Source organism: Psychrobacter pocilloporae, from assembly GCF_029872915.1.
GTDB lineage: Bacteria > Pseudomonadota > Gammaproteobacteria > Pseudomonadales > Moraxellaceae > Psychrobacter > Psychrobacter pacificensis.
The window spans coordinates 1,686,346-1,702,318 of record NZ_PGFT01000001.1 but is presented as its reverse complement, the minus strand read 5'-3'; the positions used below and the strand labels follow the sequence as shown (position 1 = coordinate 1,702,318).

General features: G+C 43.2%; 14 protein-coding genes. 8 read left to right on the top strand and 6 right to left on the bottom strand.

Going from position 1 to position 15,973, the window contains the following annotated elements:
• Positions 1-38: 38 nt before the first annotated feature.
• Together CUR83_RS07320 and pnuC are read right to left on the bottom strand one after the other, a co-directional pair.
• Positions 39-638 (bottom strand): AAA family ATPase, encoded by a 600-nt coding sequence (locus CUR83_RS07320; RefSeq protein WP_284719379.1) that lies wholly within the window; start codon positions 636-638, stop codon positions 39-41.
• Positions 589-1,293: a nicotinamide riboside transporter PnuC gene (gene pnuC, locus CUR83_RS07315; protein ID WP_093070811.1), complete on the bottom strand. Its 705-nt coding sequence runs from the start codon at positions 1,291-1,293 to the stop codon at positions 589-591. The genes CUR83_RS07320 and pnuC overlap by 50 nt, the downstream gene beginning before the upstream one ends.
• Before the next feature lie 278 nt (positions 1,294-1,571).
• On the opposite strand from pnuC, the gene CUR83_RS07310 reads away from it, so the two are divergent.
• The 7 genes from CUR83_RS07310 to CUR83_RS07280 all read left to right on the top strand — a co-directional run bounded on the left by CUR83_RS07310 (position 1,572) and on the right by CUR83_RS07280 (position 9,794).
• Entirely contained in the window at positions 1,572-2,717 is a 1,146-nt protein-coding gene (locus CUR83_RS07310; protein ID WP_071001599.1) for a beta-ketoacyl-ACP synthase III, read from the top strand.
• A 236-nt stretch (positions 2,718-2,953) separates the two neighbouring features.
• Complete coding sequence (prfA, locus tag CUR83_RS07305) at positions 2,954-4,045, top strand: peptide chain release factor 1 (protein ID WP_058024705.1); 1,092 nt, start codon at positions 2,954-2,956, stop codon at positions 4,043-4,045.
• A gap of 104 nt (positions 4,046-4,149) precedes the next feature.
• Positions 4,150-4,458, top strand: coding sequence for a type II toxin-antitoxin system HigB family toxin (locus CUR83_RS07300; protein WP_071001598.1), 309 nt, complete (start codon positions 4,150-4,152; stop codon positions 4,456-4,458).
• On the top strand, positions 4,448-4,798 hold the full coding sequence (locus CUR83_RS07295) for a helix-turn-helix domain-containing protein (protein WP_071001597.1): 351 nt from the start codon (positions 4,448-4,450) through the stop codon (positions 4,796-4,798). Before CUR83_RS07300 ends, CUR83_RS07295 begins: the two co-directional genes overlap by 11 nt.
• Before the next feature lie 83 nt (positions 4,799-4,881).
• Positions 4,882-6,408: a lysine--tRNA ligase gene (lysS, locus tag CUR83_RS07290; protein ID WP_093070814.1), complete on the top strand. Its 1,527-nt coding sequence runs from the start codon at positions 4,882-4,884 to the stop codon at positions 6,406-6,408.
• A 158-nt stretch (positions 6,409-6,566) separates the two neighbouring features.
• Complete coding sequence (gene dnaX, locus CUR83_RS07285) at positions 6,567-8,660, top strand: DNA polymerase III subunit gamma/tau (protein ID WP_284719378.1); 2,094 nt, start codon at positions 6,567-6,569, stop codon at positions 8,658-8,660.
• Positions 8,661-8,894: 234 nt separating this feature from the next.
• The gene (locus CUR83_RS07280) at positions 8,895-9,794 is read left to right on the top strand and encodes a LysR family transcriptional regulator (protein ID WP_071001594.1); all 900 of its coding nucleotides are present in this window, start codon (positions 8,895-8,897) and stop codon (positions 9,792-9,794) included.
• Between the two features lie 108 nt (positions 9,795-9,902).
• Here the strand turns inward: CUR83_RS07280 and CUR83_RS07275 are convergent, their stop codons facing one another.
• Together CUR83_RS07275 and CUR83_RS07270 are read right to left on the bottom strand one after the other, a co-directional pair.
• Positions 9,903-11,084, bottom strand: coding sequence for an aspartate aminotransferase family protein (locus tag CUR83_RS07275; RefSeq protein WP_071001593.1), 1,182 nt, complete (start codon positions 11,082-11,084; stop codon positions 9,903-9,905).
• Positions 11,085-11,125: 41 nt separating this feature from the next.
• Complete coding sequence (locus CUR83_RS07270) at positions 11,126-11,317, bottom strand: DNA gyrase inhibitor YacG (protein WP_058025847.1); 192 nt, start codon at positions 11,315-11,317, stop codon at positions 11,126-11,128.
• A 182-nt stretch (positions 11,318-11,499) separates the two neighbouring features.
• Here CUR83_RS07270 and CUR83_RS07265 point away from each other — a divergent pair, with 182 nt between their 5' ends.
• Complete coding sequence (locus CUR83_RS07265; RefSeq protein ID WP_071001592.1) at positions 11,500-12,156, top strand: class I SAM-dependent methyltransferase; 657 nt, start codon at positions 11,500-11,502, stop codon at positions 12,154-12,156.
• A 177-nt stretch (positions 12,157-12,333) separates the two neighbouring features.
• Here the strand turns inward: CUR83_RS07265 and CUR83_RS07260 are convergent, their stop codons facing one another.
• Positions 12,334-13,728, bottom strand: coding sequence for an ABC1 kinase family protein (locus tag CUR83_RS07260; protein ID WP_071001591.1), 1,395 nt, complete (start codon positions 13,726-13,728; stop codon positions 12,334-12,336).
• 391 nt (positions 13,729-14,119) lie between these two features.
• A complete protein-coding gene (purD, locus tag CUR83_RS07255) occupies positions 14,120-15,430 on the bottom strand; it encodes a phosphoribosylamine--glycine ligase (RefSeq protein WP_093071009.1) in 1,311 nt (436 codons plus the stop codon).
• Positions 15,431-15,973: the final 543 nt, after the last annotated feature.

Sequence of the window (15,973 nt, the reverse complement as noted above, 5' to 3'; positions counted from 1 at the left end):
AATATGCAAGGAAGATGAATAGTATGTGGAAAACCATTCTAGGGACTACCGAGATGAGCGAGCTGCGCGATTACTTGCCGGACACGCTTTTGTCTATCACCGCCAATACGCACAAAGGGTTTTTGATGCCTGTCTAATTGACTGGCAAAATAGGCGCTTATCTCATCACGTTGGTACGGACTGTCTCGCAGGTCATCAGCTACCCAGGGTATATCAACCTCAGTCAATAGTATCAAATCATAATGATGCGCCAATGCTGCTTGCTCAAGAGCGGTGGGGCAGTTACCATAATACCAATGAGAGTAGACCATTAGCTCAAACAGACTGGTATCACAAAACAAATAGCGGTTTTCATTAGACGTTTGGGTGACTTGTTTGGCCAGTTTGTTCTCTAACGCAATCTGACCTTGTGCGATAGGTAGCAGGTCATCCCATGTACAAGTAAGCTGCTCATCATCCCACTTCGCTTGCAAGTAAGTACGCATATATTCTGACACCCACAGACTATCGAAATGCGCTGCCAAATCACGGCATAGGGTTGTTTTCCCCGTACTTTCTGCGCCCAAAACTGCGACAGTAATGACAGATTCAGGCGTATGCTGTTCGAGGTTGTACACGGTAGCGTCGTTGCCATTCATAATAGGCCCAGATTGCAATGAGAGTGAAGACTACATATTGTAGCGCGGTAAAAGTAAAGCCTTTATAAAAGTACAGTGGTACTGATATCGCATCAGCAATGATCCATAGTATCCAATGCTCAATTTTGCGCCGTGCCATAAGCCACATTGCCATCAAAAACAGAGCCGTAGTGAGCATGTCGGTATAGTCCACCCAAGTAAATAAATGTACACCAAGAACGGCACCATCAAAACTAAAGCCGTTATTAATCACCGGACGGAAATAGTATATCAGCGCCACAAAAGACATGGTTGCTATTGCCAAAGCAGACAAGATAGGTACATCGCCTGCATGCAAATGCTCAATACGGACATTGTTTGACTCATGAGTCTCTATAGGCTGATTCTTTTTGTTCTTTGACCAGTTAATCCAACCATATAAACTCATCACCGTATAGTAAGCATTGATGAACATATCGCCAAACAGCTGCCATTTCCATAGTAAATATACAAATATCGCAGTGCTGATTAAGCCAATTGGAAAGACTAAGATATTGGTTCTGCTGGCAAGCAAGACACTTGCCACACCAAAAACCACGGCAATCAACTCTAAGACGATAAATGTCGTGGAGTAATCCGCATATTGACCAAATAACCAAGTAAGAAGTTCTGCCATTAGTATTCCTAAAGATGAGCGTGTATCGATGTGTTTGGGTGGTTATACAGAGCAAAATGGCGCTAATTATAACGTAGCTATCAAAGAATGACGTGAGTCTTTGCTTATTTATCGCCAGAAACAGATTATTTGTAACAAAGCATTAGAAAAAATTTAATATTCAGGCATAATAAACACACTGATTTTAAGTTTACAGTTATTCACTGAATTTGAATGGCTATTATTTTCCACTTTTATGCTTATTCCAAGCACCACAGTAGTAGACAAGGAAGCGTATCATGACGACTTGTATCACAGGCACTGGTCTTTATATTCCACCTTACAGTATTAGTAACGAAGAGCTAGTTGAGTCATTTAACCAGTATGTTGAAAACTATAATACCGAACATGCTGAAGAGATAGCTGCAGAGACAATGACGGCACTTGAGCCTTCTTCAGCTGCTTTCATCGAAAAAGTATCTGGTATCAAATCACGTTATGTGATGGAAAAAGACGGTATTTTAGACCCTGAAATCATGGCACCAGTCATTGCCTATCGTAACTTAGGTGAAGAGCTGTCTGTGATGGCAGAAATGGGCGCGGCTGCGTTAAAAGACGCATTGGCTGATGCTGGACTTGAGGCCAACGATCTAGATGGTATTATCCTTGCTTGCTCAAACTTCCAGCGCACTTATCCTGCGGTTGCTATTGAAATCCAAAATGCCATTGGTATGGTTGGCGGCTTCGCTTATGATATGAACGTTGCGTGTAGTGCGGCAACGTTTGGCCTATCACAAGCGCATGGTTCTATCATCTCTGGTCTTGCCAAACGTGTGGCTGTGGTCAATGTCGAGATTACCTCGGCGCATCTAAACTGGCGCAATCGTGACAGCCACTTTATTTTTGGTGATGTAGCAACGGCGACTATTGTTGAAGAATTAGACACGCCAAAGGGTTATGAGATTCTAAACGCTAAGCTATTTACTCAGTTTTCGACCAACATCAAAAACGAATATGGCTTTATGGATCGCTCAGAGTATCTAGCCGCGCAAACGGAGATGTATCCAGACATCAAAGCGCCGGTCACTGATAAACTGTTTTTGCAAAATGGTCGCAAAGTATTCCGTGAAGTTTGTCCAAAGGTGTCTGAAGTTATCACTGAGCATCTGCAAGAAAATGATATACCGACCTCTGATGTTAAGATGATGTGGCTACATCAAGCTAATGCCAACATGATAGATTTGATTTTACGCACTGTCATCGGTAAAGATGCTGACAAATCAATCGCACCAAGCGTGATTGCTGAATTTGCCAATACCAGCTCAGCGAGCCCAATGATTGTATTCCATCGCTATAAGGATGAGCTAGCGTCAGGTGATCTAGGTGTTATTTGCTCATTTGGTGCCGGTTATTCTATTGGCTCAGTATTGGTTCGTAAAGTCTAACGTTTTAATACGATGTTTTTGATAGATAAAAATAGCTAAGAGTCTTCTTAGCTATTTTTTTGTCTACTAATGGTATCAGAACCAAGTATCTTTATTTAAGAATAAGTAGAGATATTTGAGAGTATAGTGACAAGATTGCTGCGAATATTGAGAAGAATGCTTAGAGGTTTTAATTTACCCCAAAAAATTTGCTATAATCACGAGCTTATTCCTCTTATCCAATTAAAAGTCCTTTTATGAAAGAATCCTTACGCCTGCGTTTAGACCAGATGGTAGACCGTTATGAAGAGGTCACCGCCTTGTTATCAGATCCTAGTGTCATCAGTGATAATAATAAATTTCGCGAATTGTCTGTCGAGCACAGCGACTTGATGGACATCACGACCTTATGGCAGAACTATCTGAATGCAGAAACGGATCAAGCCGATGCAGAAGCGATGCTAGCTGACGCGACAGATCCTGACATGAAAGAGATGATGCTCGATGAGATTGAAACGGCACGTGATACCATTGTAGAGATGGAAGAAGCGCTTAATGTCATGATGCTACCAAAAGATCCTAACGATAAGGTGCCAGCATTCTTGGAGATTCGTGCTGGGACGGGCGGTGATGAAGCAGCGATTTTCTCTGGTGATTTGTTCCGCATGTATCAAAAATACGCGCAAACCCAGGGCTGGACTGTTGAAGTTCTATCCGCGAACGAAGGTGAACACGGCGGTTATAAAGAAATCATTACTCGCGTATCGGGTAATAGCGTCTATGGACGTTTAAAGTTTGAGTCTGGCGCTCACCGTGTACAGCGTGTCCCTGAGACCGAAAGTCAAGGTCGCGTGCATACGTCAGCTTGTACGGTTGCAGTCATGCCAGAAGTTGAAATCGATGATACCGTTGATATCAATCCTGCGGATATTAAGATGGACACCTTTCGCTCAAGTGGCGCGGGTGGTCAGCACGTTAACACCACTGACTCAGCCGTACGTTTGACGCATATTCCCACGGGTACTGTGGTAGAGTGTCAACAAGAGCGTAGCCAGCACAAAAACCGTGCACATGCGATGAAAATGCTGGTCTCTAAAATCCAGCAAGCCAAAGTACAAGCGCAGGTCGATGTAGCGGACTCTATACGCCGTGACTTGGTCGGTAGTGGCGACCGCTCAGAGCGTATTCGCACCTATAATTTCCCGCAAGGGCGCATGACCGATCATCGTATCAACCTTACCTTATACAAGCTTGACTCCATCATGGAAGGTGACTTGGATGAGATTCTTGATGCACTGTTACGTGAGCATCAGGCTGACTTGATGGCCAGCATCGGCGGCGAAATGTAAGCCATAGCGGTGAACTATGCGAGTGAGGTTAAGAAGGGGTATAGCGATTAGCGTTGCCATATTCCCAAATTGGGAATATAATTGGATACTATACACTAAGTCATATGAGAGTTATTGCCAAAAGCAGTTTACGTAAATTCTGGGAACAGCCTAACAATGGTGATGCAAAAGGTCAGCTAGAAGCTTGGCATGATTTTGCACTAAAAGCCAGTTGGCAATCGCCGCAAGATATCAAAAACGATTTTAAGAATGCGAGTATTTGCGCTAATAATAGAGTCGTTTTTAATATTGCAGGCAATAAATACCGATTGGTGGTTGAGATGCAGTATCAGGCTGGTATTGCTTGGGTCAAGTTCATCGGTACTCATAGTGAATACGATAAAATTGATGTGGAGGTTGTCAATGAATATTAAACCAATTCGTAATGATCAAGATCTAGCACATGCATTTGCTCAGCTACAAGCTGTGTTTCAAGCTGATGAGGGTACACCTGAGGCTGACGAGCGTGAAGTGCTAGTAACCTTAATTGAAGCTTACGAAAACAAATATTATCCTATCGAACATGCCGAAGCTGTCGATGCTATTATTTTTCAGATGGAAAATCTAAATTTAAGTAGAAAGGATTTGACACCTTATTTGGGATCGGCAAGTAAAGTATCTGAAGTATTAAATCGTAAACGCCGATTGAGTTTGCCAATGATAAGAAAACTACATGAAGGGCTGCACATTCCTTATGAAAGTCTTATTCACTAGGTCTCCTCTATTTGAGATACTATTGTTTTGAGTATCAAATATTAACTAAAGATAGTTTACGGCTATCGTATTATGAGAGTTTTATGTCAACAAATAACCAAGACCAAACCCAAGCGCCAGAAGACACCAATGAACTGATCGCGCAACTTCAAGCCAAGCTAGATGATATCACTGCCTCAGATAAACAGCCGTACCCAAACACCTTTAAACGCACCCATTATGCAAAAGATTTGCAAACGGCTTTTGATGGTGTGTCAAAACAAGAAATTGAAGAAAAAGCGGCGAATGGTGACAAAACACAGGTCAATGTGGCGGGCCGTGTCATGTTAAACCGTGGCTCATTCATCGTTATCCAAGACATGACAGGTCGCATCCAATTATATGTGGCACGTAAAGAGCTTGATGAGGAAACGCGTGCAAGCATCAAATCTTTGGATTTAGGTGATATTGTTGGTGTGTCAGGCTATATTGGTCGCTCAGGTAAAGGCGATTTATATGTGCATATTGAAGAGATTACGCTGTTGACTAAGACCCTACGTCCGATGCCAAATAAGTTCCATGGCCTAGCAGATGTAGAAGCGCGCTATCGCAACCGTCATCTTGATTTGATGACCAATGAGACGACTCGCGATACCTTTATGGTTCGCAGTCAGATCGTCAGCGGCATTCGTCAGTTTATGCTGAATGAGCGTTTTATGGAAGTTGAAACGCCAATGATGCATCCCATTCCAGGTGGCGCGGTGGCTCGTCCATTTGAGACACATCATAATGCTTTGGATATGCCATTATACTTGCGTATCGCGCCTGAGCTTTATCTCAAGCGTTTAGTCGTTGGTGGGTTTGAGCGAGTATTTGAGATTAACCGTAGCTTCCGTAACGAAGGGGTCTCAACCCGACACAACCCTGAATTTACCATGATTGAGTTTTATCAAGCCTATGCTGATTATCATGATTTGATGGACTTGACTGAGCGCATGTTTAATCAGCTAGCGATAGATGTCTTGGGTACGACAGAGATTACCTATCAAGAAGAAGCCATCAGCCTAAAAGCGCCATTTGCTCGTCTATCCATGTCTGACGCCATTGCAAAATATGCCAAAGACTTTGATATGTCACGTATCGACGATCGTGACTATCTGGCACAATACGCCTCAGTGACCCTTAAACAGCAGGTCAAAGAGGTGTTCGGTGTGGGCAAGCTCAAAACCATCATCTTTGAAGAAACGGCTGAGCATCAATTACGTCAACCAACGTTTATTACTGAATATCCAGCTGAAACGTCACCATTGGCACGCCGTAATGATGACAATCCTGAGATTACCGATCGTTTTGAGTTGTTTATTGGTGGTCGCGAGTTGGCGAATGGTTTTAGCGAGCTTAATGATCCAGCGGATCAAGCTGAGCGCTTCCGTGGTCAGGTTGCCGAAAAAGATGCAGGCGATGATGAAGCCATGCACTTTGATGAAGAATATATCGAAGCATTGTCTTACGGTCTGCCGCCAACCGCTGGTGAAGGTATTGGTATCGACCGCCTTGTGATGCTATTTACTGACTCTGCCAGTATCCGTGATGTGATTTTATTCCCACACATGCGCCGCAAACACGATTAATGATGAATGAGTCGTTAACCAAAGCCGCTTATTAAGCGCGGCTGAGTCATAATCAAATCAGCAAGAAGCCAGACGAATGCGCTGGCTTTTTGCTATAATGAATACCGAAAAATCGTATTAAAAATAAGAATATTAATTACTTGGCACAATGGATAGCTATGTCGCAGCAATATCAAGTTTTAGCTCGCAAATATCGACCCAAAAACTTTCATGAGTTGATTGGGCAGACGCATGTCTCGCAAGCGCTGATTAATGCAATTGATTATAATCGCTTGCATCATGCGTATCTGTTTACTGGTACCCGAGGTGTGGGTAAGACGACGATTGCGCGTATTTTATCTAAATGCTTGAACTGTGATACGGGTATTACTAGCACGCCGTGCGGTGTTTGTGATAATTGTGTGGCGATTGATCAGGGACGTTTTATTGATCTTATTGAGATTGATGCCGCCTCTCGTACCAAGGTCGAGGACACGCGTGAGCTGCTTGACAATGTGCCTTATGCGCCAAGCCAAGGGCGATATAAGGTGTACCTCATTGATGAGGTGCATATGCTGTCGACCCACAGCTTCAATGCACTCCTCAAAACGTTAGAAGAGCCACCTGAGCATGTAAAGTTTTTGCTAGCGACCACTGATCCACAAAAATTACCGATTACGATTATTTCGCGCTGCTTGCAGTTCGTATTGCGTCCATTACCACAAACATTACTTAGCGAGCATCTAGCAAATATTTTAACCCAAGAGCAGGTTGGGTATACTCAGCCTGCCATTTGGCAACTGGCAAGTGCGGCTAAAGGCTCTGTGCGTGATGCATTGTCACTGACAGATCAGGCCATTGCATTTGGTCAAGGGTCACTTGATGATGCCACTGTCAATGCAATGCTTGGTCTTATTGACTCTGCCGACTTGGTACGATTGATCACAGATATTTATAACCATGACAAAACCGCTGTTGCCGCGCATATTGAGCAAATGCGCGCGCAAATGGTTGATGCAACGAGTATGTTTGATGGGCTTGCTGAGCTACTCCATCAATTGGCATTGACCCAACTGTTGCCTGAGGTCGCTCTCAATGTCAATGAGGCGCAAGCCAAAAACATCTATACACTTGCCCAACATATTAGCCCTGATGTGCTACAGCTATACTATGAAATTGTTGTACAAGCACGTGAAGGCGTCAAGCTTGCTAGTACGCCGATGCAAGCGCTTGAGATGTGCATTTTGCGACTGCTGGCGTTTCGCCCTTTGCCTGTCGATGAAGTGTTGACTGATAACTATGGCAATAATATGGCCTCTATCGCAGCAGCAGAGTCGGTTCCAAATGCTATGACGCATGAAGCCTCAGCCCCATTAGAGGCTTACGATGTTGACTACCATCCACAGCCTCTAGATGAGCCTCAAAGCACTATTGATGATAATGATGTGACACTGTCAGCGGCTACTGGCCCTGAGCCAATTGTTGAGCCTGAACCAATTGTTGAGCCTGAACCAATTGTTGAGCCTGAACCAATTGTTGAGCCTGAACCAATTGTTGAGCCTGAACCAATTGTTGAGCCTGAACCAATTGTTGAGCCTGAACCAATTGTTGAGCCTGAACCAATTGTTGAGCCTGAACCAATTGTTGAGCCTGAACCAATTGTTGAGCCTGAACCAATTGTTGAGCCTGAACCAATTGTTGAGCCTGAACCAATTGTTGAGCCTGAACCAATTGTTGAGCCTGAACCAATTGTTGAGCCTGAACCAATTGTTGAGCCTGAACCAATTGTTGAGCCTGACGCAAATGATTCTCAGTTAGCAGTACCATCAGATGAAGATCCTCGTACTTTATTACGCTGCGCCCCTCAAGAGCTGACAGGGGAGTGGAACTCGGAAAAATGGGATTACTGGCTACAGACAGCTCGTGAGGCAGAAGTGTTGGCACAGGACGAGCTGGCACTTGCCCGTCAAGGTACGATGGTAGGTCAATGTAATGGCACAGCCACTTTTTTGACCAGTGTCGATAGTAGACATTTACAAGCGACTTTCCAGCAGTTAGCTGCTAAGCTGCAGCAACAGTTCACAAGTGCAGAGATTGATTTAAAAATTGATAGTAGTATTATGCAAAGCGATAACAAAACACCAGAGCGTCGCCAGCAAAAACGTTTGGAGCAAGCCAAAACGGTTGCTGAGATGAAGTTGCGACATACACCCGTCATGCAATATTTGACTGAGCGCGGTGAAGGAAAAATGGGTAAGGTACAGCTATATTAAGTTTCAAAAAAAGCTGTTATTAACATCATTTAAAAATATAGATATGTTTTAGCAATGGTTTTATATAAAATATCAAGGTGATATTGTGCTATCGCCTTGATATTTTTTTGTTTTTTTTGAATAAGCAATTTGCCTTCTTAAAAAATGAAAAATATTTAATAACGATAATATAAATTAAAATTCGTTATAATGGTTAAGTTATATTAAAAACTGAAATGAAGTTTAGGTGAGAATATGTTGGATAATTTACGCGGTATGGCTGTGTTCGCCAGTGTGGTCGGACACGGCTCTTTTAGTGGTTCTGCTCGCGAGCTTGGTATTACTACTAGTGCAGTCAGTCAGCAAATTCGTTCACTAGAGAATGAGCTTGGCGTTGTGCTATTGCATCGCTCGACTCGTAAGCTCAGCTTAACGGAAGCTGGTGAGAGCTTTTATGAGTCGGCAAAAGATGTGGTCAGCGCGGCTGAGCAAGGTCGAATCAAAGTTAATCAATTGCGTGATGAGCTAGCAGGTAGTCTACGGGTGTCGACGACGCCTGAGCTTGGCGTAAATCATATATTGCCAGCGCTTTCTACATGGATGGCTGCGCATGATGATCTGAGTGTCACTTATCTCGCAGACAATCATTATATCGATATGATTGATGAACGTATCGACATCGCGATTCGCATGAGTCCATCGATTAATGACTCGAGTCTAAGTAGCTATCCGCTCACCGATGTGCGCCAGTTACTCGTGGCTTCACCCCAATATCTGCGTCAGCATCCTAAGATTAATACACCAAAAGATTTGGCTGATCATCAATTAATTTGTATTGAAATCATGAAAGATGCCAATCAGATTGATATGATTCAGACAGAGACCAACAAAAAAACGCGTGTAAAAATGAACTCACGTATCTACACCAACAATGTCTTCATGGCGACAACCTTAGCTAAAGAAGGTCATGGCTTGGTGAGAATGATGGAAATGGACATCAAAAAAGAGCTTGAGAGTGGAGAGTTGGTAGAGGTATTGACTGGTTATCAGTTGCCGAGCTTTGTACTATATGCCGTTACCTTAAACCGCGACCAACAACCAGCTAAAATCACTCGTTGCCTAGAAGTACTGAAGAAATATTTTCATGCAAACTAAGTGTTATGCAGACTAAATATTGGTTGTTTCAATAATCGGTCAGCAAAAAGCCTATGGATAGAATTGTCCATAGGCTTTTTTATTACATGCTACATATTCAAGCAAGCTTTAGAATGTTGGCTTTAATAAGTTGATCAATCGTTCAGCGACTTGTGTGCTTTCATCACGGCTCATATTGAGCGGTGGTAGCAAACGTACCACATGGCCACCTGTCACATTGATGATAAGTTTTTGCTCGTCACGGGCACGATCTACCAATTGGCTACAATCCATGTCTTCAGGTAGCGCAATACCAATCATCATACCAGCACCGCGGCTACTTACGCCGTGTTGTCCTAGTGCATTGGCGAGACTTTCTCGGATAAACAATCCTTCCGTCACCGCATTCTCCATGATGTCGCTATTTGCAAGTACATCGTACACGCTATGTACCACGCGACTGGCTAATGGCGTACCACCGTAAGTAGAGCCATGGCTCCCTGCGCCAAATAATCCATTGGCACGCCCACGTACCATACAAGCGCCGACTGGAAATCCATTGCCCAAGCCTTTGGCAGTGGTTAATACATCAGGGCGCGCATTGCTATGCTGATAGGCAAAATACTTGCCAGTACGACCATTACCGGTTTGCACCTCATCAAGCATGAATAACCAGTTATGAGCATCACACTCTGCTTGTAGCTCTTCTAAATAGGTAAAGCCATTGGCCGCAGTATTAAGACCACCTTCACCTTGGATCGGCTCTACAAAAATGGCGCAGATGTCCTCATGGTCTAACGCCGCTTGCTTTACCGCGGCAATGTCACCAAATGGCACACGGATAAAGTCGTCATCTAGCGTATAAAACCCTTCGCGGGCTTTTGGGTTAGCAGTGGCCGATAGTGATAGCAATGTACGGCCGTGGAATGACTGCTCCATCACGATGACTTTTGGGCGTGCAAAGCCTTGTTGCGACGCATACAGGCGTGCAAGTTTTAATGCGGCTTCATTGGCTTCAGCGCCACTATTGGCAAAAAAAACACTATCCATTTGAGCTGACATACATAGTATCTCTCCTGCGCGCTCTTGCCAGTCAATACCGAACAAATTACTGGTATGAACCAAGGTCGCTGCCTGCTGCTGAATAGCATCGGTCACTTGTGGATGGCAATGTCCTAATCCACATACCGCGATACCAGTTAAGGCATCTAAGTATGGCGTATCGTCTTTTGTATAGAGCCAACTGCCTGCACCGCGGGTAAAGCTGATGGGTTGACGATTATAAGTGGGCATTAGGTAAGTAGCAGACATGTAAAACATCCTTGGTATAATAAATTGAGTAAAGAGGTAGGTTATAGCTCGTCAGAAAAAGGTGTGGTTTCTGCAGGTAACGTATAGTCTTCATTTGCCCAAGCACCTAAGTCGATCAGCTTACAGCGACCACTACAAAATGGCTTATATTTGTTGTCTTGCCAAGCAGTTTGAGTGCCACAACGTGGGCAAGGGTAGGTTTTGGGTGCAGTGTTGGTATTAGAGTCAGTCATAATAAAGGTGGGAGTATCCTTGATGTTATTAGTATCATTTGCGCACGATAGTTATTTATTATCATATAAATTGTGATGAATTGAGGAGTACTAGTTGTCGGTATATTACTATTCAATTAGATTGGCTATATAATAGCATGGGGCAGAATAATGACAAAAGACAAATGCTTTAAGGATAGTAGATGACAGACAATATCGAGTTCACACATCAGCAAGCGCGTGCCTTTCAACCACAACGACTCTCCGCACCGCGCGACTTTATGATTCCAAAAATCATCAGTGATAATAAAGACGAAAAGCCGTTAATCTTGGAGATTGGAGCAGGGAAGGGCAAGCATGCACTTAGCTTTGCCCTGCAAAATCCTGATAAGCATTTGATCGCCATTGAGCGCACACGCAATAAGTTTGATGCTTTCTCAAGGCTGGCTACACTGCAAGATCTACCAAACCTAGATGCGATCCATGCAGATGCGATTGCTTGGACGGTGCATGCGCTAAAACCCAATAGTGTGGCTAAAATATTTATTCTTTATCCCAACCCTGAACAGCATAATCCCAATCAGCAATGGCTAAATATGCCCTTTTTTGAGTTTCTACTATCTCGCTTGCAAGTAGGGGGAGAGATAATACTGGCCACCAATATTCAATCCTATATGGACAATGCAGAGCATCAAGCAGCTAAGCTTTGGTGCCTACCAAATACTCGCTACCGAGTGCCTGTCGACAGCCAGCGTACGCATTTTGAAGTGAAGTACCTAGCGCGGCAAGAGGTATGCTGGGAGTTAAGCATCCGTAAGCCAAAATGGTATAAAACCCGGTTTGATAATTGGCAAGCTTAATAATAGACGAAAAATAGCCTAAGTAATAAAAAATTAAGTAATAAAAAATATAGTTAAAAGTGTGTCATTACAATATTACAATATAATGCGAAAATTAAATATAAAATAGCCTAAGCAGAAAATATAAATAAAAAAATCCTTCACTAAAAGACAGCCAAAATTTTGCACTACTAAAAACTATAAATAAGGTTTGACCAAGGTACTAGGGTTGGTATGTGCGTCAAGCACTGTTAAAAAAGTATATGCACCAATAAATTTGCGGCTAATAAACATGAATTCTTTTGGAGGAAGGTTAAATTCAAAAGATTGCATCGCACGAGTAGCTTTAGTGGATAAGCGTGAATGCAATTTGCTATTGGCCCAAATATAGCGATTTTGCTCATCCAAACAATCTGTAGGGATGTCATCATTTTTCTCAGGATCACTGAATGGCTCGGTAGCCAATAGGAACAATGAGGCAATATCAGAGCGTACTTTATCACTCATACTATCGAAGAAATCATAACCCGTCATCGCTAGAATCATCGCCTGATGGTTGTGGTGATATCCTGCCCTCAATAGTCCACGGGCAATCGTAAGCAAATTACTGTCAAATTGGCGAATAGCACCAAAATCTAGCAAAACAAGTTTATCCATATCATCTGTACTTTCACTAACTCGAACTAAATAGTTACCAAAATTAGGGTCCGTCTGCATTTCACCCCAGACAAAAATCTCTTGCATCATAATTTCGATGGCAGCTTGACCAATTGCACTGCGGCGCTCGTGAGGCAATAGCTGTAGTGCTTCAGACACGACAGTGATACCTGGCTCATATGACATACATAGCAGACGTTTTTTTGAGTAATTACGATTAATTTTAGGCACGATATAACGTGGATCATTGCTTAGACGATCGTAGAAACGCTCTGTTGTTGCTGCTTCTGCTTCATAATCGACTTCATGGTGGAGTAGGTCCCGTATTTCCTCAAACCAAGCATCGAGCGCGCGCGTTTGGGGGACGATGTTACTTACCTTTAGTAGTCGCTTAAATAGGGCGAGATCAGAGTTGATGGCATCGGCCACCCCCGGATACTGAATTTTCAACACGACTTGTTCACCAGTTGCTAATACTGTCGCCCGATGGACTTGGGCAAGAGAAGCCGTTCCAATAGGAACAGGGTCAACATCAAGCTCATTTAGTTTTTCACCCAATAGCTGGCGCAATGTTTGCTCAATTGTCGGCCAGGTAAGCGTCGCCGTATCATCATTGAGCGTTTGCAAGGCACGCGTAATCTCTGGTGGCAATATATGTTCACCATAGATGGCTAGCATTTGACCAATTTTGACAACTGAACCTTTCAATTTACCAAGCTCTGATGCCAGATAACTCGCTTGAGCTTCCATAAATGCTTGGTTACGTGCGGTCCGTGCTTCTTTATTCAAAAACATGCCAGACACACTATTACCCGCCCAACGACGACCAATATTTAAGGAGGTTTTAGCAATCGACATGCGGCGATCAAACCCTGAGGTTTTTAGACTATCGATTGATTGCTTATTGTTAGAAGGTTTAGACGTATCATTTGCCATAAATATAATCATTCATCCAGTTGGTATTGATTTGCGGGTTCGAGACCTACAATACAAGGGAGATGTGATGCACGGGTATAAAATTGTATCATATAAAGTGCATGGGTTTTATGAGCGCACACAGGCTGTTGATAGTTACTTTGTAAGTCAAAATAATTGCGTGATATTTTACCGATTTAATGTTGAGAGTTGTGCTCATGTTTGGTCTATCGTTAAGCCGCTATCTCATTTTTTATGAGCATTTCATCAAAAATAGACCTAAAAATGACTGTCAAAAAATAAGACCTAGCATGCATGATGCTAGGTCAAATAATGTATATCGTATCAGTCATATTTGCTTAATCAGACATATGGAGTGAAAAATTCACGTTATCTGACAAGGATTAACTCATCAAGCATTTTCACGAGCAATGGCATGATGCCCGATATCACGGCGATATTGCGCACCATCAAAGCTAATCGCAGCAGTGACTGCTAGTGCTGCTTGCTGAGCTTCAGAAATATTATTTGCTAAAGCAGTCACGCACAATACACGACCACCGTTAGTCACAACTTCGTTCTCATTGTCATTCGAGAATGCCGTACCAGCATGAAAGACTTTAACCGCATTATCGTTCGTAGTGTCCAGCTCTGGCAAGCCAGCAATCACATCGCCTTTTGATGATGTTTCAGGATAGCCTTTCGATGCAACTACGATACCTAGAGCAGGGCGGTTGTCCCATTTGGCTTCGCTAGGCAGTTGACCTGCCAACCCTTGTGCAACCAAGTCTACCATTGATGACTGCAGGCGCATCAAAATAGGCTGCGTTTCTGGATCACCAAATCGGCAATTGAATTCAATGACATAAGGATCGCCTGCTTTATCAATCATAAGACCAGCATATAAAAATCCAGTATAAGGGTGTCCTGCGTCTTTCATCGCATCGACGACTGGCTGAATGACTTGTGACATCACTTTGTCATGAACGTCTTTGGTCACGACTGGCGCAGGTGAATAAGCACCCATACCGCCAGTGTTGGGACCCGTATCCCCTTCAAAAGCACGTTTGTGATCTTGGCTGGTCGCCATTGGCAAGATATTGTCACCATCAATCATGCAAATAAAGCTGGCTTCTTCACCTTGCAAGAACTGCTCGATGACCACGCGACTACCAGCATCACCGAATTTGTTGTCCGCTAGCATATCGTCAATCGCTTCATGCGCTTGCTCAATAGTCTCAGCAACAATGACGCCTTTACCAGCAGCAAGCCCGTCAGCTTTGATAACAATAGGCGCGCCTTGCTCATCAACATAAGCTTTGGCAGCAGTAGCGTCTGTAAATCCTTGATAAGCAGCCGTTGGAATATTGTTTTGTTCCATGAATTCTTTGGCAAAGGTTTTCGAACCTTCTAATTGAGCGCAGTAGGCTGTTGGACCCCATGCTTTGATACCAGCATCACGGCACGCATCAACGATACCAGTGACCAAAGGTGCTTCTGGTCCGACGATGACCATGTCAATATCATTGTTTTGGCAAAATTCGATAACAGCGCTGTGCTCACTGGCATCAGTAGACGTTAAGACAACGTTTTGGCATTTAGGTTCAAGGGCCGTGCCAGCATTACCAGGAGCGATATAGACATTTTCGACATTGTCATCTTTTGCACACTGCCATGCCAGCGCGTGTTCACGACCACCTGAACCAATCACCAAAATATTCATCATACCTCTTGCCCTTAGCATTAAAGTTAATAATGAGCTATTCGTACGCTCGTAGATATATCGGCATATTCTAACAAAAAAACAGTATTGATTACTATGAGTATCCACTTGCCAGCACCTAATCTCGAATGCTAATGCTATGGCATTGAACATCATTGTCTCATTAGCAAAGGTTATCGACATGTCGTTGATTCATGAAATGATGTTGTACGCTTTAGCTCGCGCCGCAGGTGCGTTAAACTTCACTATATTGATGGCATTAAATCCTGATGGCTACATATTCATAAAAATAAGAGTAAAAAAGGAGAAAGTCTTTAGACGTCATAATAAAAGAATAAGTCGCGTGACTGGATATATTGCCATTGCATCACAAGTTATAGTCGAACCACTATTAAAGTGTTACAGCGTTAGACTCGTTTAGCCTACTACCGTAGTACTTGCACTCGTCTGCCTTATACCACTTTTAATATTGATTGACTATATAAAGCCCTATATGCAATGACGGTAATTAACACAGATTGATAAACATAAATAGATAAACCA